General features: G+C 50.7%; 19 protein-coding genes and 1 pseudogene. 16 read left to right on the forward strand and 4 right to left on the reverse strand.

What is annotated here, in order from left to right; all coding sequences use genetic code 11:
• Positions 1-150: 150 nt before the first annotated feature.
• The 3 genes from AC07UI_RS11530 to AC07UI_RS11540 form a co-directional block, all read right to left on the reverse strand.
• Positions 151-1,524: an amidase gene (locus tag AC07UI_RS11530; protein WP_177323272.1), complete on the reverse strand. Its 1,374-nt coding sequence runs from the start codon at positions 1,522-1,524 to the stop codon at positions 151-153.
• Between the two features lie 26 nt (positions 1,525-1,550).
• Positions 1,551-3,059, reverse strand: a complete 1,509-nt coding sequence (locus tag AC07UI_RS11535; RefSeq protein ID WP_494992616.1) for an amino acid ABC transporter permease/ATP-binding protein — start codon at positions 3,057-3,059, stop codon at positions 1,551-1,553.
• A 72-nt stretch (positions 3,060-3,131) separates the two neighbouring features.
• On the reverse strand, positions 3,132-3,950 hold the full coding sequence (locus AC07UI_RS11540; RefSeq protein WP_007996861.1) for an ABC transporter substrate-binding protein: 819 nt from the start codon (positions 3,948-3,950) through the stop codon (positions 3,132-3,134).
• Between the two features lie 454 nt (positions 3,951-4,404).
• Between AC07UI_RS11540 and AC07UI_RS11545 the strand changes: the two genes are divergently transcribed.
• From AC07UI_RS11545 to AC07UI_RS11565, 5 genes are all read left to right on the forward strand, one after another.
• Positions 4,405-5,808 (forward strand): amino acid deaminase, encoded by a 1,404-nt coding sequence (locus AC07UI_RS11545; RefSeq protein WP_202948973.1) that lies wholly within the window; start codon positions 4,405-4,407, stop codon positions 5,806-5,808.
• A gap of 12 nt (positions 5,809-5,820) precedes the next feature.
• The gene (locus AC07UI_RS11550) at positions 5,821-6,612 is read left to right on the forward strand and encodes a maleate cis-trans isomerase family protein (RefSeq protein WP_007996859.1); all 792 of its coding nucleotides are present in this window, start codon (positions 5,821-5,823) and stop codon (positions 6,610-6,612) included.
• 16 nt (positions 6,613-6,628) lie between these two features.
• Entirely contained in the window at positions 6,629-7,756 is a 1,128-nt protein-coding gene (locus tag AC07UI_RS11555; protein ID WP_033052261.1) for a M20/M25/M40 family metallo-hydrolase, read from the forward strand.
• A gap of 15 nt (positions 7,757-7,771) precedes the next feature.
• Positions 7,772-8,239 (forward strand): RidA family protein, encoded by a 468-nt coding sequence (locus AC07UI_RS11560; RefSeq protein ID WP_007996857.1) that lies wholly within the window; start codon positions 7,772-7,774, stop codon positions 8,237-8,239.
• A gap of 146 nt (positions 8,240-8,385) precedes the next feature.
• A complete protein-coding gene (locus AC07UI_RS11565) occupies positions 8,386-9,258 on the forward strand; it encodes a LysR family transcriptional regulator (protein WP_007996856.1) in 873 nt (290 codons plus the stop codon).
• Between the two features lie 400 nt (positions 9,259-9,658).
• Here AC07UI_RS11565 and AC07UI_RS11570 read toward each other — a convergent pair whose 3' ends face one another.
• Positions 9,659-10,402: an IclR family transcriptional regulator gene (locus tag AC07UI_RS11570; RefSeq protein ID WP_007996855.1), complete on the reverse strand. Its 744-nt coding sequence runs from the start codon at positions 10,400-10,402 to the stop codon at positions 9,659-9,661.
• 123 nt (positions 10,403-10,525) lie between these two features.
• On the opposite strand from AC07UI_RS11570, the gene AC07UI_RS11575 reads away from it, so the two are divergent.
• From AC07UI_RS11575 to AC07UI_RS11625, 11 genes and pseudogenes are all read left to right on the forward strand, one after another.
• The gene (locus AC07UI_RS11575; protein ID WP_007996854.1) at positions 10,526-11,515 is read left to right on the forward strand and encodes a nitrilase-related carbon-nitrogen hydrolase; all 990 of its coding nucleotides are present in this window, start codon (positions 10,526-10,528) and stop codon (positions 11,513-11,515) included.
• Positions 11,512-12,441, forward strand: a complete 930-nt coding sequence (locus AC07UI_RS11580) for a threonine/serine dehydratase (RefSeq protein WP_007996853.1) — start codon at positions 11,512-11,514, stop codon at positions 12,439-12,441. The genes AC07UI_RS11575 and AC07UI_RS11580 overlap by 4 nt, the downstream gene beginning before the upstream one ends.
• Complete coding sequence (locus AC07UI_RS11585) at positions 12,438-12,701, forward strand: hypothetical protein (RefSeq protein ID WP_007996852.1); 264 nt, start codon at positions 12,438-12,440, stop codon at positions 12,699-12,701. The genes AC07UI_RS11580 and AC07UI_RS11585 overlap by 4 nt, the downstream gene beginning before the upstream one ends.
• A gap of 5 nt (positions 12,702-12,706) precedes the next feature.
• Complete coding sequence (locus tag AC07UI_RS11590) at positions 12,707-14,056, forward strand: amidase (RefSeq protein ID WP_494992617.1); 1,350 nt, start codon at positions 12,707-12,709, stop codon at positions 14,054-14,056.
• Positions 14,057-14,249: 193 nt separating this feature from the next.
• The gene (locus AC07UI_RS11595; protein WP_007996849.1) at positions 14,250-15,077 is read left to right on the forward strand and encodes a transporter substrate-binding domain-containing protein; all 828 of its coding nucleotides are present in this window, start codon (positions 14,250-14,252) and stop codon (positions 15,075-15,077) included.
• 57 nt (positions 15,078-15,134) lie between these two features.
• Positions 15,135-15,806 (forward strand): amino acid ABC transporter permease, encoded by a 672-nt coding sequence (locus AC07UI_RS11600; protein WP_007996847.1) that lies wholly within the window; start codon positions 15,135-15,137, stop codon positions 15,804-15,806.
• Entirely contained in the window at positions 15,806-16,564 is a 759-nt protein-coding gene (locus tag AC07UI_RS11605; RefSeq protein ID WP_007996845.1) for an amino acid ABC transporter ATP-binding protein, read from the forward strand. Before AC07UI_RS11600 ends, AC07UI_RS11605 begins: the two co-directional genes overlap by 1 nt.
• Before the next feature lie 231 nt (positions 16,565-16,795).
• Entirely contained in the window at positions 16,796-17,239 is a 444-nt protein-coding gene (locus AC07UI_RS11610; RefSeq protein ID WP_081501653.1) for a DUF3291 domain-containing protein, read from the forward strand.
• Positions 17,240-17,359: 120 nt separating this feature from the next.
• Positions 17,360-18,391 (forward strand): annotated as a pseudogene (locus AC07UI_RS11615) (HAMP domain-containing protein); the annotation flags it as partial.
• 93 nt (positions 18,392-18,484) lie between these two features.
• Entirely contained in the window at positions 18,485-19,249 is a 765-nt protein-coding gene (locus tag AC07UI_RS11620; RefSeq protein WP_494992775.1) for a methyl-accepting chemotaxis protein, read from the forward strand.
• 334 nt (positions 19,250-19,583) lie between these two features.
• A complete protein-coding gene (locus AC07UI_RS11625) occupies positions 19,584-20,222 on the forward strand; it encodes an alanyl-tRNA editing protein (protein WP_007996842.1) in 639 nt (212 codons plus the stop codon).
• Positions 20,223-20,309: the final 87 nt, after the last annotated feature.

Raw genomic sequence — 20,309 nt, forward strand, 5'->3', positions numbered from 1 at the left:
GCGCCCGCTTTGCCAGAAAAAGAGATCCAGCCATCCTGATGGATGAAATCGGAATACGCCTTTTCCTTTTACATGCTGCCCTCTCAATCAAATCTGCTGGGTGTTTACGTAAGTTGCTGGTACATCAGGCTCCTGCAGGGTGACGTTTGATCAGTGGGGCACGGACAGGTACTCGGAAAGTAATACTTCAATGCTTCGTGCAGCCTGAAGGACCCTCGCGTCATGACCATTCAAACCACAAATGCTCAGTCCAATAGCAAGCTCCCCCGGGAGATGGCACGGTACACTAATAGCGCAACCATCGATGAAGTTGATGACGCTGGTGTTGCGAAGTACTAGTGCATTGGTGGCAAAAAAAAGCTCGTCGTTCTTTTCAAGTTCTTTCAATAGCGGCGCCGTGCATGCAACGGTGGGCATCAACCAGACGTCAAAATCGCTTAAGCGAGCCTTTGCCTCTTCTGATAAACGACGCCGATGACCTATCAATTCAAGGTAATCTGCGGCGCTCAGCGACGCTCCCCGTCGGATTCGCTGGGCTACACGTGGGTCGTATCTTGTATCGAGTTCGCTTTGTAGCCAGTGCTGATGAAAGTTCCAAGACTCCGCAGCAGTCAGTCCACCTGACTCATTAATGCTCGGCAACTCGCAAAGCTCTGAAAAATCAAACCAGTGAATGACAGCCCCAGCATCGTTAAGCAATTTCAGCACGCGTTCAAACGCAGCGCCTACTTCACGATCAAGATTATCCAAGACAAAGTCCCGTGTTACCGCCACACGTAATCCCCTTAGATTTGCAGGCCGTGTATCAAGCAATTGGCCTGAAAGCACCTGATCCAGCAAGATGCAATCTGCCACGCTATGCGCTATTGCACCGATCGAGTCTAGGCTTTCTGCCAAAGGCAGCGTCCCCAAAGTAGGCACCCGCGATGCAGTTGGCTTGAAACCGACCAAGGCGCAAAATGCTGCTGGTATCCGTAAGGAACCACCCGTATCAGTGCCGAGTCCGGCGACCGCCATATCGAGCGCGACACTAACTGCAGCTCCTGAACTTGAACCACCAGCGATCCGATCATTGTCGTAAGGATTCACGGGCGTGCCGTAATGTGGATTGAGGCCTAGTCCTGAGAAAGCGAACTCGCTCATGTTGGTTCGACCCAACATCACAGCACCTGCGGCGCGCAGGCGCGCCACAGCGAATGCATCATCTAACGCAGGTGGAGCTTGTGCCAGCAGCGATGATCCAGCTGTAGTCACCTGACCCCTGACGTCGAAGAGATCCTTGATCGAAATGGGCAAACCGGCCAGTGGGGATAATTCCCGACCGGCTGCCCGATCCATATCACTGGTTCTCGCAGCCCTCATGGCGGCCTCACGATCCACATCCACATATGCACAACCACCGTCATGGAGATGACGTTCAATACGTTCCAGTGCATCGCTGACCAATTGGACACTACTCGTCCATCCCGTCGCTATGTCGTTGACTAATGAGCTGATTGGTTTTATGCCGAGTGAATGCGCCATACCGGAATACCTATTCATGATAACCATCAAGCCTGTGATAGGAAGGCGGCGAGTCGGCTGTCCGTTTCACCAAAAAGGCTTTCAGGAGCGCCCTTGGTAACTATCGCACCGTTCTCCATGAACACGATCCGATCAGAAATCTTGCGTGCAAATCGCATTTCATGGGTCACGATGACCATGGTCATACCTTCGTCAGCAAGCTTCTCAATTACGCGTAGTACTTCGTTTACAAGTTCAGGATCTAGGGCGGAGGTTGGCTCATCAAACAGCATGATGCGAGGTTCCATCGCCAGGGCTCGGGCGATCGCAACACGCTGTTGCTGCCCGCCAGACAATTGATGTGGGAACTTGTTCGCATGGCTCTGCATGTCGACTTTACGCAGTGCAGCCAAGGCTTTCTCACGAATTACGTCGCGATTGCCCCGCCGATGATAGATCGGCGCCATCATCACGTTGTCAAGGATGCTGAGATGAGGAAACAAGTTGAAATTTTGGAACACCATACCGATGTCCATAATCCGGCTATGGAAATCACCAGCCATTTGGTAGTGCCCTTCTGGGGCGCCAAGCCAAGGCTTACCATCAAAAACAATTGCGCCTCCATCAATATCTTGCAAAGCATTGATAGTACGAATTAGCGTGGTTTTTCCAGAGCCGGACGGCCCAATAATACTGATTACCTCTCCTTCATGGACATCGAGCGAAACATCGTTCAATACACGTTTTGAACCAAAGGATTTTGATATTCCGTGCATGTCGATTACAAGTGACGTTTTTAGCTTTCGCAGTGGTCGAATGCTTGCAGTTGGAGTCGCATTTTCTATTGGTAAGCTAGGATCGGCCAAAGTTTGTTTCTGTCGGCGTAGCGAAACGTCCAGCCATGCCTCAAGACGCGCAACAAGAAAACTGAATACGCTAACGATTAGAACGTAATACAAAGCAACTACGATTAACGTGTCAATAACCTTGAAATTTTGAGTGTAAAGCCGTTGCCCTACCAGAAGCAACTCATTCAAAGAAATGACTGAAACCAAAGAGGTCAGCTTAACGATCGTAATGAATTCGTTCGACAAGCTAGGTAGTGCGATACGAAACGCCTGCGGAACAACAATAAGTCTGAGTCTTCCTAAATAACGAATCCCAAGAGCACGCCCGGCCTCCTGCTGTCCTTTCGGCACACCAATAAGACCTCTGCGGTAAATCTCCGCCATATAGGCCGTTTCACTCGCTATCATAGCGATTAGGCCCGCGGCAAAAGGATTAGATAATGCTCCTTGCAGCTGTGGAATAAGTTGCGGTAAGTTGTAAACAAAAATCAATAAGACTAATAGAGGGAGGCTGCGAAAGAACCAAACATAGACTTCAGCCGCCTTGCGCACTGCCAGTGTCGATGATTCCTTTGCAAGTGCCAGGCATAGGCCTAGCAATAATCCGGCACCCCAAGTCAAAATACTCAAGGTTACGACATTAATACTTGCCAACCAAAAATCAGCATCCAGCAGCAATGTGAATATATATTGTAAATCAATCATCACTAGTCATCCCCTAACACGATAACATCCGCAACTTCAGATGACCTGAAGTTGCGTAACAACAAAGTGCTGCAATCAATTTTCTGACGCAAGGACTTTTGCTACCTCATCCGGGCTTGGCTCGGAAATGTTATAGGCCTTGAGAAGTTCGTAATATTTACCATTGGCTTTTATTTTGGCGAATGCCGCTTCCAAGCCAGCTTTGAGATCGACGTTGTTTTTGTTGAGCCCAAGCCCGCCAAGCACGGGGAAGATGTTTTCCTTGCTTGAAATCATCACTCGCCCGGACGTCTTTTCAACAGCCATTTTGATAACTGCAGAGTCATCGGTTTGTGCGTCGATGTTGCCCGAAAGCAGGGCTTGAGTAGCTTCAGGTGAGCTTGGAAATTCTCGAATATCGATTATCGTCCCTTTGGGGGCGCACAATTCCTTGGACAATTGCTCTAATTTCGGTTTATAGGCAGCGCCTTTGATAAAGCCAATACGCTTACCGCAAAACTCCTCTGGAGTAAGTGGCTTGAAACTACTGGTTGACAAGACAGCAATTGAAATCCCTGTTTTCATATAGGGAATGAAGGCGATCTGTCGAGAACGCTCGGGATTGATATAAAGAGCGGACGCAATCACATCAAACTTGTTGCCGCTCACGCCGATGACAAGGTTCTCAAAACGGGTGTCTACCGATGCCACTTTGAATCCACCGGCATCCGCTAGGAGCTGCATGAACTCCGGGTCAAATCCCGCTGGTTTTTTATCAAGGAAGTAGTCGTACGGAGGATAAGTCAAATCTCCACCGACTCGAATCGTCTTTCCGGTCAGGTCCGCTGCAACAGCAGCCCCAGCACCAAGCGAAAAAAATAGCGCTACCAGCGTTGATGTGAGTTTGTTATTCATTTTTGTTGTCCTCTACATAGCTTGTCTTCAGGGAAAGTATGTATTGCCCAAGGGCCGCTATTGATGGGCCAAAGCGCAAACAATGATGGTTGGCGAAAACCAAATTCTATCTCGCGTTCCTCCTTCGCATTCGCTGTCCTGAAGATCATGACCACGCCTAGGATTAGGCACAAACTAAAAAAACCGACAGATATGTAACCTGTGCTTACCTATTGATAAAAATGCACAGCTTTGGTGCAGCCTCCTTTGATGCGTGGATTAGGCAGATGAGCAGTCGAATAAAATCAAAGGTTCTATAGAACACCCAGCCCACGCCTAAAACACCCAGCCCGTGCCTAGTAGCTGCGCCCAGGAAGGTCTGACTGGTAGGTAGGCACCTCTTCGGTAACTGGCCAGCTATAACCATTGCTAACAAGTCCAACAGCAATTATTGATTTTCTCGAATTGTATTTACGTGGATAGTTTGATCGTCGGCGGCGACTCTTCCGCCGAATTAAACTCGACGTGGATTAATATTATGTCGCAACGTCATCACAGTTCTCGTGCTTATAACGCGGAAATCCTGACCAGGAAACTTGTGGTCTACGCCGCTGATAAACCTGAGTTTTGTAAGGGTGTACCAGAGTCATTTAAGGGCTCCTACTCCGACCTCGGCTCAGCAGGTCTATCACTGCTCGAAGATAACTTGCCTATGCCGGTAGCCTTGCTTAAAACGGCAGCTATTAGCGCCAATCGAGACTGGATGCATCGCTTCCTCGACTTATCCGGTTTGAAGATCGCGCCGCATGGCAAAACGGTGATGTCACCTGAAATTTTTCAGATGCAAATGGAAGACGGTGCGTGGGGAATTACCGCTGCCACGGCTCAGCAGGTCGCATTTTTAGCAGGTGTGGGAATCCGTCGCGTAATTCTTGCGAATCAACTAGTTGGCACCGAAAACATTCGCCTCATCCTGGATATTCAGGAGGCTCACCCTGATTTAGTATTCCATTGCCTGATCGATAGCCAAGAGGGGGTCGATGCCCTTGCAGAGGCCGCCAAGGCGAGGGGCAATGCCACCATTAATGTATTACTAGAAATGGGGGCATGGAGTGGGCGTACGGGGATCCGCACGGTAAACCAAGCTCTGTCGCTGGCGCGCCATGTTCGTGACCAAGGGCCATGGCTAGTGTTAAGCGGCATTGAGTGCTACGAAGGCATTGCTCCAGGCACCTCCCATCTGGAACGTGAAGAAGCCGTCTCAGACATGATGGCGAGTATGTGCGATCTCACGTCGCGCTGCGATGCTGAAAACCTGTTTTCCTCTGACGAGATATTGCTGACTGCTGGTGGATCTGAATATTTCGACATAGTTGGTGAAGCATTGAGCGCCCTTAAAACACGTCGACCAGCTAACGTAGTCATCCGCTCTGGATGCTATATCGCTCACGATAGCATCGCTTACGAGCGTGCATATCACCGATTGGTCGAGCGCTCAAAGACAGCACGGGAAGTGGGTCACCCACTCCAAGCAGCACTGGAAATCTGGGCAGCGATTCAGTCTCGCCCTGAATCGGGCCTTGCCTTCGCTACCTTGGGCAAGCGCGACATTTCCTACGATTGGGATCTGCCAACGCCTCTCAAATGGCTTCGACCTGGAGTGATGTCTGCCCCAGCTCCGCTACCCGCTGGCCACCGGGTCACGAAACTCAATGACCAGCATGCATACCTTGATATCCCTCCGGACTCGCCTCTTAGCGTTGGCGACCTGGTGGGTTTCGGAATCTCCCATGTCTGCACGACTTTCGATAAATGGCGCTGCCTTTTATTAGTCGATGACAACTACCGCGTCACCGGTGCGGTTCGCACTTTCTTTTGAGGAGGACTTTTTATGTTGAATGAACAAACGCAACCCGATCATTCTGCTGACATCCTGATGCATCTGCCCAGTCATCTAGAACAGCCTTATGGGACTAAGGCGCGCATTGGGTTGATTGTTCTGTCTACCGACCCAGTTATCGAGCGCGATTTCCATAAGCTCGTGCCCGGCGATGACATTGGTGTGTATTCGACTCGAATCTATCTGGAGACACCGAATAGCGATCGAACTTTGACCGCGTTGCAGGACGAGATCGAAGAAGCGGTCAAGCTCATCATCCCTGATACCCGGCTCGATGCAGTCGTCTTCGGTTGTACAGCTGCCTCAACCTTGATCGGACCTGATCAAATCGCCGCGAGAGTGGCGCGAGGTCGGCCAGGACTCGCAACCACCAATCCAGCCACCGCCTCACTTGCTGCATTGCGTCGTCTAGGGGCAAAAAAGATTGTTTTGGTGACACCCTACACCATGGAGATGACCGCCAATGTGTGCAAATTCCTTTCGGAAGGCGGCCTGCAATTCACTTCAGTCCGTGCCATCGGCTGTGACACTGATGACGCCATCGGCAGCGTCCCTGCTTCTGTCTATGTGGATGCCGTACGCCAGTCCGATCTAGCCGGGGCAGATGCGATCTTCATTTCGTGCACCGTCACCAAGGCCCTGAGCGAAATTGAAATGCTCGAAGCCGAGACCGGGTTGCCCGTGGTTACAAGCAACCAAGCATCTTTCTGGCATGCCCTGACTCTTGCTGGTTGGAGTACCCCTATTAATGGCTACGGCCGTTTACTTCGCGAAATGTGGTGATCAGATGACTATAAAAATGAGTGAAACTCTGGAACTTACTCGTGCCTTGATTGCGCAAAACACAATTTATCCGCCTGGCAACGAAGTAAAAGCAGCTTCCGTTGTCGCTGCAAAGCTCAGAGAAGAAGGTATTGGCTCGATTGTTTATGAGATTTTGCCGCATCGCACCAACTTAGTGGCGCGACTTAAGGGTACGGGGGAAAAGCCTGGTCTCGCGTTCTCCGCCCATTTCGACACGATCGATGTCGACCTCAAAAAGTGGTCAGTCGACCCCTTTGCTGGCGAGATGCGTGATGGTCGCCTGTACGGCCGGGGCACCGCTGACATGAAAGGTGGAATGGCAGCAATGACCATGGCGATGATCGCGATCGCCCGCTCGGGCACCCCCCTTAAAGGCGATCTCGTACTCACCTTTTCGGCGGCGGAAAACTCCGACTGCCTCGGCGCCAAACGCCTTGTTGCAGATGGGCATCTCGATGGCGTTGGTGCATTGTTGATTAGCGAGCCGTCGGGTAACCGACCACTAGTAACGGAAAAAGGTGCCCTGTGGTTACGCGCTACAGCGACCGGCGATTACACGCACAATGCGTTTACTGAAGACCGCACAGGTGATCGAGGTAACGCAATCATCCGACTCGCTCGCTATCTGGACAAAGTCTACGATCTAACGCTGGATGTGCCCGAACACCGCCACGTCAAGCCTCCGACTATCAACGTTGGCGTAATTCGCGGCGGCCACGAGGCCGCGTTCGTCCCATCCAGCGCATCGGCTGATATCGATATTCGCATGGCGCCTGGTCCTTCTGCAGAAGCTGTACTCGCTCAATTTCAGGCTATTGCTGGGCCGTACATCAGCTTGGAGATATTGGATCACAAGCCTGCAGTCGACACGCCTGACGACCATCCATTCGTTGAACTTTGCGTCGCCGCTTACCGTGAAGAAACAGGTAGTGATTTGGGCCCTGGGGGGGTTGGGTACTACACCGATGCGGCCATCATTTGCCCAGCCCTTGGTTTGCCCATGGTCATCGTCGGCCCCGGCGAGATCGGGATGAGCGGAGCCATTAATGAATATGTCGATATAGAAAAGCTCGAAACCTCAGCTCTAATTTTTGAACGCATCGCTCGCACATACTTAAGTTAAAGGGAGCTTGATCAAATGACGGAATTACCAGAAGAAAGATTGGCGGCGATGGGACTTGAGCTGCCGACAACTGTACCCCCTCAATTTTCTTATATCTCGACACGCTTTGTTGGAGACTTGTTGTATATCTCCGGCCAAGGCCCACGGGAGCCCAATGGGAGTTACCGTGCCGGCAAAGTTGGTAGTGACGTCAGCGTCGAGCAAGCCTATGCGGATGCACGATTAACAGGCCTGCATTTGTTAGCCGTTGCTAAAGAGTCTCTTGGAAAACTGTCGCGCGTGAAGGCCGTGGTCAAGGTATTTGGAATGGTCAATGCAACCGCGGATTTCGATCGTCATCCACAAGTGATCAATGGCTGCTCTGATTTACTTGTCGAGGTGCTCGGGGAACCTGGCCGCCACGCGCGCTCTGCGGTAGGAGTGGGCTCCTTGCCTCAAGGCATGACGGTTGAGATCGAAGCGATTCTACAAGTGGGGCCCTAGTGGCCGATTCTTGTAGCTCCAATACCGACTACCCGCAAGTATTGCATGCGCCTTGAGAGAACACTCAAAAGGCGCATGCTTGCAAAGAAATTGGGGGGCGGATAGTCTGAAATCACGTTTAAATGACTATATGTAGGCTCATTAAAATGATTTTGCCGCCTCTTAACACGCTTCAAGCATTCGAGGCCGCGGCCCGCCATTCAAGCCTCTCGAAAGCGGGTGATGAATTGAACATTACGCACGCGGCTATCAGTGGACAGATGAAGCGGTTGGAAGATTGGATGGGGCGGAAGCTGTTCGAGCGATCCGGGCGAGGTGTGGTGCTGACCCCGGCAGGATTGGAACTGTACAAAACCGTCGCTCCTTCACTCTCGTCGATTGCCCTTGTCAGCCAGTCGCTGCGTCGTCGAAAAGATAAGAAAAGTCTCACTGTCGCGTGCGTACCATCAATCGCGGCACGGTGGCTGATACCAGCACTGCCAGAGTTTGCGGAGGTGTTTCCGGATATTGAAATTCATGTGTCTTACGCCACTGCGTTTCAGGAGTTCGACCCTGAAATGCATGACATCTTGATCAACAATCGCAGTGACGTCACCGATGCGGCTGAAGTAGTCAAACTCTTTTCGCGCATCAACAAACCAGTCGCTAGCCCTGATTATCTCCGAAGAACTGGTGTCGACGAACGACTTAACGGCGCCCATCTGCTCTATGACGAGACAGTCGCCGACTGGGAGGAGTGGTTCGCTAAAGCTGAGTTGGCGCCGACCGGATTGACGCGTGGGCCGATCTACCAGGACTTCAATTTGCTATCGACTGCCGTAATTGCAGGACACGGCGTAACACTTTGTCCAGTCGAGGTGTTTCGGCGGGAGATTATGCGGGGAGATCTAATCGTGTTGTCGGACATCGCGATACTTGATGACCAAGGTTATTACCTTATAAGCGAGAAGCAGAGTAATCGACTCGTGTCGAAATTTTGTCAGTGGCTGCTTACTGTCTGCGTGAAGAGGGACGCGTGATAAGCAGCGGTTAACCGCTCGCAGAACTGCTGAGGAAAACCTGCAAAACGGCTAATCCATCTCCTCAAGAGAGCTATTCGATATAGGGCCTGACCAAAATAAAATCACCTAGCCAACCAAGTCTCAACATTCTCGAACAGGCCGTTAGCGTTAGACATGTTGACCACAAAGGGTCCTAGCAGAGCGCTTTTCATTTTTATGTTTTATCTGTCTCCCTGCTTAGCTAGCTCAAGCAGTTTTTGTTGCCTAGAGAGCGCTTTTGGATTGCGCCCAGACACCTGTCCGATCTCAGCCTTCGCCGCCTGTTCAATACCCCCGACCACTTGCACCCCACTACCGTCAGAGAGACCTTATTCGCGTCATGGAATAAATGGGTCTGCCTGGCAGACCCAGCCGAACACTAGAAGGATGTAAGCAACGTTTTCGCGGCTGCCTTCAGGATCTCTGCCAATATTTTGGGATCGCCAATTCTGGCCGTTGGACCTGCTACGGAAATCGCTCCTCGAACCTGCTCTTCGCTAATCACCGGCACGGCAACGCAAGTCAGGCCATCGATCAACTCTTCGTCATCCAGCGCGTAACCTTGCTCACGGATTTTGGCCAGCTCAGTCCGGAGCTGCTCTTTTCCAACAATGGTTTTGGGCGTGAATCGCTCTAATCCATGTTCGCAAATTTTCGCAAGAAATTTCGCTTCATTTGAAGCGAGCAGTGCCTTGCCTACTGCGGTTGCATGCAACGGTCCTCGCCAACCGACTTGGGAAAACATCCGAATTGGATGGGGAGAATCGACCCTCGCAAGGTAGACGATACGATCACCATCAAGTGCGGCAAAGTGAGCCGACTCTCCCGTTTTATTTACCAGCTGTTGCAACAACGGCTTTATGCGTTCGGCAAGAGCCGCCTCCGCACCCGCACCAACGCCATGGAAAAGCCCGGTAAGTCGAAGGCTGAGCCGATATGTCTTCTCTTCCTGAATCACCCATTCTTGTTGGGCCAGCGTTTTGAGTAATCGGTAAATCGTCGCCCGCGGTAAATCAAGGGATTGCGCCATCTGACTGACGCCAAGGACATTCTCCGAACTGGCCAGCAATTCAACAAGGCGGATAGCGTGCTCAACGCTATTGATTGTCGCAATTTCACCCATCAGCTCTCTCCTCAACGGTAGACGAAGACGAACACGCATTCACTTGACCAGTATTAGGCAGGCGAGTAATGTGTTCATTATTGATCCTAACATGTTCAGTACTGATACACAAGAGGGTGAAAAATGAGTGAATCAACATCTGGGACGCCTTGGATCGCCGCGGTAATCCAGGGAACCCCTATCCCGTTTGACCAGCGCCGAACTTTGGCAAAAGTCGAAGACCTTGTTGCTTCTGCTGTTTCCCAAAACGCCAAACTCGTCGTATTTCCAGAAGCATTCGTCGGTGGCTACCCCAAGGGCCACGCATTCGGATCGTACGTTGGTGGACGTACCGACGAAGGAAGGGAGGCCTATCGCGAGTATTGGGAAGCGGCGATCGATGTGCCGGGGCCTTGTGTAGATGAACTTGGTGCAATCGCAGGACGGCACGGTGTTCATTTGGTGATCGGCGTTATCGAACGCGATGCTGGAACGCTCTATTGCTGCGTGCTCTTTTTCGGGCCTACCGGAGATTTCCTTGGCAAGCACCGCAAGCTGATGCCAACCGGAAGCGAACGTCTTATCTGGGGTTATGGCGACGGATCGACCATGCCAGTACTAGATACCGCACTTGGAAAACTTGGCGCAGTGATTTGCTGGGAAAACTACATGCCGATGATGCGCACTGCTATGTATGCCAAGGGTATACAGCTTTATTGCGCGCCGACAGCCGATTCCAGGCCGTCATGGGTAGCTTCAATGCAACACATTGCCATCGAAGGTCGATGCTACGTGCTTGCAAGTAATCAATTCCTTCGGCGAAGCGACTTCCCTGACGCCTATACAAGCCTTTTCGGAGACGACGCCGAAGCGGTGGTTCAAGCCGGAGGGAGCTGCATCATCGATCCTTTTGGACGAATTCTCGCAGGCCCTGCGTTTGGCGAAGAAACCATTCTCACAGCAGAAATAGATCTTCGAAATATTGCACGCGGCAAGTTCGATTTTGACGTAACGGGGCACTACAGCCGCCCAGATATTTTCCGCTTAACGGTTGATGAGCGTCGTCAGTCGCCGGTGACCGTTATTCCATCGACACGCCAACCTGAGAGCAGTTACGAGGATTCGTCCAAATGATCACAAAAGAAGACATTCTCACAGCCGCGCAGCGTATAGCCCCATATATCCGTACCACTCCCACTATGCAGCTGGAAGACGGTTGGTTTGATGTACCTGGTGACACCTTCCTTAAGCTCGAATGTCTTCAGGTGACAGGTTCGTTCAAGCCAAGGGGAGCTTTCAATCGCCTACTCGGCGAGCCTCTTCCACCTGCGGGCGTTATCGCAGCGTCTGGAGGAAATCACGGTATCGCCGTCGCTTACGCAGCGCAGAAACTCGGCGTCCGTGCAGAGATTTTTGTGCCAAGCCTCGCGACTGAACTCAAGCGCAAAATGCTGACAGATCTTGGTGCGCATGTTGTTGTGGCCGGAAATACCTATGTTGAAGCACTCGCAGCTAGTGAAGCTCGGGCCGCCGAAACGGGGGCGTTGACGGTACACGCGTTCAACGACCCCGCCACGGTAGCAGGTCAAGGAACTATTGCTATCGAGCTGGACGCGCAGTTGCCAGACATTGACACGGTACTGGTTTCCGTTGGCGGTGGGGGATACATCGGCGGTCTCGCAGCATGGTTTTCTGGACGCGTCAAAATCGTCTCTGTCGAACCGGAACTATGTCCAACGTTTAATCGTGCATTGGAGGCTCGTGAGCCAGTCGATGTGCAGACAGGGGGCATCGCCGCGGACTCTCTCGGATGCAAACGTGTCGGAGACGTGCCTTTTTCCGTCCTGCTTCCGACCGTGAGCGACTCCGTGCTGGTATCGGAGGACCAGATTCGCGAGGCGCAACAGGTTCTGTGGGAAAAGCTCAGGATCGTCTCGGAGCCTGGCGGCGCAACCGCTTTCGCAGCTCTGCTTTCGGGCGCATATAACCGCTCGCCCAGGGAACGAGTTGCCGTAGTCATTTGCGGTAGCAACGCTGACCCAGCGTCGTTCATCAGATGAAGCGTCAGATGGTTTTGGTTGCCAGGTACGGCAATCATACCTCCTGCAGTGACGACCAAATGAACGCTACTTGGGCGCGCCGAAATACTGCGGCAGTTGAACAAAATATCGCTACGTACACTGCGATGCTTTTTAAGACTGAATCGGTACAGGCAAAGCTGATTGGTGGCGAGATGCTTGAGATGGGGATGTGCGATTTGACCTTCAGCCACAGCCTCCGTCACTGCACCCAGGTTGATCCGTTGATTATTGAGGAGTGAACGTCATGCAATCAATCGCTCAACTCGCACAGCAATTAGCCTCTGGTCAGACTACCAGCCAAGCACTAGTTGAGGCGGTACTTGATCGTATAGATGCCCATCGTAAGGCAGACGGCGCTGCTTTCATAAGTGTGGATGTCGATGCCGCAAAGGCTGCGGCAAGAGCGAGCGATCGAGACAGAGCTGCCGGTCGAGTTCCCTCGTTACTGGCCGGCTTACCTGTGTCCATCAAAGATTTATTCGACGTCAAAGGCCAGGTCACTCGTGCGGGCTCCATATTACTGGACACCGCAATGCCTGCTAAGGCAGATGCAATCGCGGTTAGTCGGTTGCGCGCCGCTGGTGCGATTTTGCTCGGACGGACCAACATGAGTGAGTTCGCTTTCTCCGGCTTGGGTCTAAACCCTCATTACGGAACACCTCGAGTACGTCAGGCGCCTTCGCGCGTGGCCGGTGGGTCGAGTTCTGGCGCCGCTGTAAGCGTCGTAGAGGGAATGGCAGTCGCGGGCCTAGGAACCGACACGGGCGGATCAGTACGTATCCCTTCGGCATTCTGCGGTCTGACCGGATTCAAGCCAACGGCCAGTCGAGTTCCCTTGGACGGTGCATTCCCCTTGGCGCAGAGCCTCGACTCGATCGGACCGTTAGCCCACAGCGTCGAAGACTGCTGGATAATCGACGGAATCCTCGCTGGCACACATTTACAAATTCCTGCATTGCCCCTTGCAGGCTTAAACCTCGCTATTACCCGTGACTACGTTCTTGAAGATATCGATGACGCTACCGCCCGTGCATTTCAGAAGAGCGTTCAACGTCTGACTGCTGCGGGCGCTCACGTGACATGGATTGATTTTCCGGAGCTATATCAGCTTCCGGAGATCAATGATGCCGGTGGCTTCACAGCCGCCGAGGCATGGTACCACCACCGGTATTGGCTAGAGGGTGACCGGCGTCATCTCTATGACCCACTGGTGGCCTACCGCATCAAGCGCGGTAAATCCTTGAGCGCGTTTGACTATCTGCAACTAATTGAATGGCGTCAGCAACTGATTGGGGCTGCTCAACAGCGGCTGGGACATTTTCACGCCTGGCTCATGCCGACCGTGGCAATTGTGGCCCCTCGGATCAGTGCACTCCAGGAGAACACCGCGACGTTTTTCAGTACTAATGGTTTGGTTTTGCGTAACCCGAGCGTCGTTAATTTTCTCGACGGTTGTGCATTGAGCCTGCCTTGTCATGCGCCAGGGGATTTACCCGTTGGACTTTCGGTTGTCGGTCTACATCGACGCGATGCTCAAGTCCTAGCAGTTAGCAAATCGATTGAAAAATGCCTGGCGACCATGCGCGGCGGATAGCTATTGCATGGAACCGGTATAAGGCCTGGTCCCACTGAATCATTTTTGAATTTGCAGCGGTAAACCTACTGTAGATGCGTTTGCTCGTCTGCAAATTAACCAATTGGAGCTGATCAAGCACATGGCGCAGGGAAAGCGCATAGCACCGCGCCACCGGTTGGTGACGCAAAACAACAATAACTAGGAGTCTAAGATGAAAATGTTCGCGTCGTTTTCCCAGAACTTCAAACATAGCTTGAGTATTTCACCTCGATCATCAATCGCCGCAATGGCGTTTACCATCTTGGCTGGTATTGGCCAGTCACAGGCAGCCCCACTCCCCAAGCTCAGCGTTGCCGCAGACCCTAGCGTCAAACCGTTTGCCTACATGGATCAGAAATCACATCAGATGGAAGGCTTTGACATGGATCTGATACGCGCATTGGCGCCGCTGGCTGGATACCAAGTGCAAGTTTTGCCGCTCGACTTCGCGGGCATTATTCCTGCCCTGCAAAGCGGAAACGTCCAAGCCTCGGCATCAAGTATCACAATCACCGACGCCCGCAAAAAAGTCATTGATTTCTCCAATCCTTACTACGACTCAGGCCTGCAAGTCTTGGTGAAGGACGGCCAAAATGGGGTCAGTTCGATGGAAGATCTCAAGGGCAAGACGGTCGCCGCTGTAACCGGATCGACGGGCTACATATTTACCCAGGAAACCTTGGGGAGTGACGTAAAACTCGTCCCTTATGCGACATATGCGGCTGCCTTCCTGGCGTTGACTGTAGGCAATACCGATGCAGTGGTTGGAGATCAACCGATGCTCGCCAACTACTCCACAACTGCTGGCAAGGGCAAGGTCAAAGTGGTCGGTCCGCTCTACCACGGCGAACAATACGGGATAGCCTTCAACAAAGGCAGCCCGTGGGTCGAGCCCACCAACAAAGCACTGCAGACCCTCAAAGAAAACGGCACCTATGCGCAGATTTACCAGAAATGGTTCGGCGTACTGCCTCCACAGACGCCTATTGTCCAACAATAAGTTTCAACAATTGAGGGGCTGCCTTACCGCGGCCCTGATGATTCGAACGAGGTACTCATGAACTTCCAATTTGATTGGCACGCCGCGCTTGCCTGTATTCCTGCATTGCTCAACGGATTGCCCCTAACATTGCTGATTTCACTGGTCGGCGTCGTCATTGGTATGTTGCTCGGGGTGGCCTTTGGTCTCCTGCGTTTGGCTCCTCAGTGGTACCTAAGGGCCTTGGCGGTAATCTACGTCGAGGTATTCCGTGGTACACCCGTGCTAGTTCAGGTGCTGTTCATTTTCTACGGCCTACCGTCGCTACTAGGTCATCCTCTTGATCCACTCACTGCGTCCATCGCAGCGATCGCACTGAACTCTGGCGCCTACATTTCTGAAGTGGTACGCGGCGGTGTGGGTTCCATCGACCGAGGTCAGAGCGAAGCCGGTTTCTCACTGGGCCTTGGCCCGATCCAAAGCTTCGTCTACGTGATCTGGCCTCAGGCACTCAAGCGAATGGCACCGGCGCTTGGTAATCAAATGATTACCAGCATCAAAGATACGTCATTGTTCTCAGTCATCGGGATAGGTGAACTAGTGCGCGAGGGGCAAACATTTATCGCAGCCACATTCAACGCCCTAGAGGTATACCTGATGATTGGGGTGTTCTACTTGATTATCACGCTGACCTTGTCGTTACTGATAAATTTCTACGAAAAAACCCAACTGCAAGGACGGGCGCGGTAATGAAGACGAACGAAATAGTGGTATCCGTCGAAGGCCTGCATAAGCACTATGGAGAGGCTCACGTACTCAAAGGAATAGACCTGCGAGTCACCGCTGGCGAAGTAGTGGTAATCCTTGGAGCCAGTGGCTCAGGAAAATCCACCTTGATCCGCTGCTTAAATGGTCTGGAAACTTACAGCGAAGGACACGTAATCATAGGAGGCCTCGCATTGCCACCTAATCGCCCATCGCTGAAAGTACTCAAGCACATTCGTAAGGACGCTGGAATGGTGTTCCAGCAATTTAATCTCTTTCCGCACAAAACGGTGTTGGAAAACATAACTTTGGCACCATGCAAGGTTCGGGGCAAATCCCGGGAAGCAGCCCGAGAACATGCAGTGGAACTTCTTGAAAAAGTGCGCATCGCGGCGCATGCACATAAGTTCCCTGGACAACTATCCGGCGGTCAACAGCAACGCGTGGCTATTGCACGAGCATTAGCCATGGAACCAAAAATAATGTTGTTTGACGAACCAACGTCCGCATTAGATCCGGAAATGGTAAGCGAAGTATTGGATGTGATGCGCGAACTCGCTCGTTCAGGCATGACTATGATCATCGTTACACATGAGATGAACTTCGCCCGAGAAGTTGCAGATCGCGCCATTTATGTGCATGAAGGACGCGTTCTTGAAGAGGGGCCGCCCCGTCAACTTTTCGAAGCACCACAGCATGAGCGAACTAAGGCATTCTTTTCCAGCGTTCTAAAACAGGCCTAAGGCAAGACTAATAATCCTTCTGCGCAGACGCATTAGCACTTCGAGCGCCTGCCTCAAACTTGTAGCTTTTCGAGCAGCGGCGTGCCTGCAATATTGCATGTACGCTGCACACGAATTTTAAACTACGCAAACGCGCTCTTAACAATCAGATTAAAGCCTGATCAATATCAACGATGGATTATTCACGGGTGTTGCTAGCATGGTTGATTCAAAAGCCTTTCAGGTAATTCTATGAGAAACTCATTAGCACAGTTTGAGCTGATCAAGGCAAAAATAACAAAAAAAACGTCACCAACGAATGTATTTTATGGTCCAAAACTGTACGTTGATGAGCCAGCTGAAAATCATACCGGGTTCATATGGAGTGACTTAGGGAAGGAGAGCCGGTTAATTCAAGATCTATGGGGAGAGGGGTACCTATATAACCTTTCCTTATGGAAAGATATCGATTCCCTACAAGATTATCTATCAAAAACCCCCCATATTGAATTCATGAAGAAAGGTGATGATTGGTTTTACCAAATCTCTAAGCCCAGAACAGTTCTGTGGTGGGTCCCAGAAGGGCATTTTCCATGTGTGCAAGAGGCCCATAATAGACTTGAATTACTTTACGAGATTGGGCCATCGTACCAGGCATTCGATCTTAAAAGCTGCGCCCGGGTTCATCAGTACTAAGATCCACCTTCTCAAGTAAATTTAGGGTTGCCTTCTACGCAGTCTCAATACACTTCACCCCAAGCACGACTGAAATTATCAAAGCGTACTGCGTGCATCTGATTCAGGAAGAAAGCAACTGTGATCAAAAATCTGAAATTTATTCACAAAATACTTATTGCAGTCTGTTTTATTGTTGCGAGTGCATTCACATCATTCGCATTCTATAACGACAACTTACAACGGGGCGCGATCTATAGAGACTTGAATAAAAACCTTCATGAACTGGGCAGCATTACTGCAAGCAATATTGCTAACTGGCTTTATGGCAGGGTTTTGTTGATCGAGAGTCTCTCTCAGGTTTCAGCCATTAACTCGACGACTGAGAGTGCCGCGCTGCTTCTCAAACAACAAGCACTTTCAACGTCATTTCTAACAGTTTTCATAGGGGATAAAGAAGGTAAATTTAGTAACTTTCCAGATAAAAAAATGCCAGATGACTACGATCCCCGCACTCGTCCATGGTACAAAGACGCAATAACAAGCAACAGCTCCACAATCACTGAGCCGTATATTGACGCCTCAAGCGGAAACCTAGTTTTAACGGTCGTTGATGCTGTAAGAAAAAATGGGCAGATCCTTGCTGTTGCTGGCGGAGATCTAAGTTTACAGTCCATTACGGACAGCATTAATTCGCTCGACTTCAATGGTCTAGGGTACGCCTTCCTCGTCAGTGCCGATGGGAAGATACTGGTGCACCCTAATAAATCCTTGGTAATGAAATCAATAAGTGAACTTTACCCAAAAGGCACACCAGGAATTAACTCCGACATCAGTGAAGTTAATTCTAATGGCGAAAACTGGATGGTAACATTCACTCCAATCAAAGGTATCCCCTCACAAAATTGGTATTTAGGCCTATCAATTAATAAGGATAAAGCTTTTTCACAGCTAAACGAGTTTCAAATTTCTGCAATAGTAGCGACATGCGTCGCAGTTATGACCACCATCGTCTTGCTCAGTGTTCTAATTCGGATATTAATGCAACCTTTTCGAGTTATGATTCGAGCAATGCACGACATCGCCGAAGGCGAAGGCGATCTTACGAAGCGTCTCCTCATTCAATCCAAAGATGAATTTGGCACTCTCGGCATGGCATTCAACCGTTTCGTCGATCGGATTCATGGTTCTTTACGTGAAGTTTCATCGGCAACAGAGTTAGTCAATGAAGTAGCTAAGAGGGTTGTAACAGCATCCAGTTCCTCAATGCGTAACTCGGATGAGCAATTCAATCGAACTAATAGTGTCGTAGCGGCTATTAACGAGCTTCGTTCAGCCACTTTAGAGATTGCCAGAAATGCATCTCAGGCCTCGCATGAAGTTAGCGATGCCGGCGGGTTGGCCGCAGGCGGCCAGGAAGTTGTGTTCAGAACAATCAGCGCAATGAAAATGTTGTCAGAGATGCTAAACAGCTCTAGCGGCAATATTGAAACACTTAATAGCAAAACAGTGAATATTGGACAGATTCTCGACGTCATTAGCAGTATCTCTCAGCAAACTAATTTACTGGCACTTAACGCAGCTATTGAAGCTGCCCGTGCCGGCGAGGCCGGACGGGGCTTTGCAGTAGTAGCTGATGAAGTTAGAAATTTGGCTCATCGAACCCAGGAGTCTGCGCATCAGGTCAAAACGATGATCGAAGAACTACAATTAGGCGCACGTGATTCGGTCAGCACTATGAATCAGAGCCAGCGGCACAGTTTGGAAAGTGTGGAGATCGCTAATCTTGCGGGAGAGCGATTGAATAAGGTGACACTGCGCATCGCTGAAATCGATGGCATGAATCAGTCAGTTGCTGCCGCCACAGAAGAGCAAACTGCCGTCGTCGAGTCAATCAATACAGACATTGGGGAAATAAACGCGCTTAATCATGAAGGGGTGGAAAACCTTCAATTGACCTTGCAAGCCTGCTCTGAACTGGAGCAACAAACTGTTCGTTTAAAACAATTGGTTGGCAGCTTTCGCATTTGACACTCATCGATTGACTACAAGGAACTAGCATTCAGAAGCAAATTGATCGTGTGTTGGACATGACGTCGGAAAATCGGTCTCGCAACACACCTACCCTGCGATCGAAGCTGACTGTCTGTGGAGCGCTTCGCACCGACCCGACGCGCGATGACCTTTGCCTTTACTCCTCCAATAATCCGGCGCCATTCTTTATGTTAAAAACTAAGGCGTGTTTTTCTTCATCTTATTGCAGATGAAGCGATGTTGAAGAAAGTCTGGGTTAAGCGCCTCTCCTAAGCCTTCAATGATAAAAACTAAAGCAAACGATGAACAACGAATTTTGAATGGGGCCTATATGACTGATAGAGTTTATTTTCGATCAGATAGCTTGGAAATGAATACATCCGTAGTTAGCTGTCGCGCACATGAAAATGGGCTGTACCGTATAGTACTTTTGGCGACCTTATTTCACCCTCAGGGCGGAGGGCAGCCATCTGACAAGGGGATGATCAACGATGTAAATGTTGTGCAGGTTTTTTTGGATCAAGGAGAGGTTGTACACCTTACAGATGGTCCCGTGGAAATTGGAGTTGTAATTTTAAAGGTGGATGCTGCTTGGCGTAAGCTGCACACTCGCTATCATTCTGCGGGACATCTCATAACCGCAGTCAGCGAACGATATGGTTGGGTTGGGCTGAAAGGAAATCATTGGCCCGGTGAGAGCCGTGTCACGTTAAATCCAAGTAACAATCCTATTTCGTTGACCGAACAAATGCTGGCCATAGCGGTGGCGGAACTAGTTACTCAAAATCTACCTCGCGTGATCGCAGAAAAGGATGGGAAGAGAACCGTTAGATGGGGACCATTGGCGGAGTCCGCCTGCGGCGGTACGCATGTCCAAACGACAGGTGAGATTGGCGCTGTTCAAATCATTCGTGCGCGCTTAAAAAAAGGCCAACTGTCAGTACAATACGAACTCAGCACTCAAGAATAATGTGTAATTAGCTAAACGTTTACCAGCACCAAAGCTATTCCGGTAGCATAATCAGTAAACGCATAGTTAATTTACCTAACCGATTGC

It is taken from the genome of Pseudomonas sp. GW821-FHT04C07, assembly GCF_059420325.1.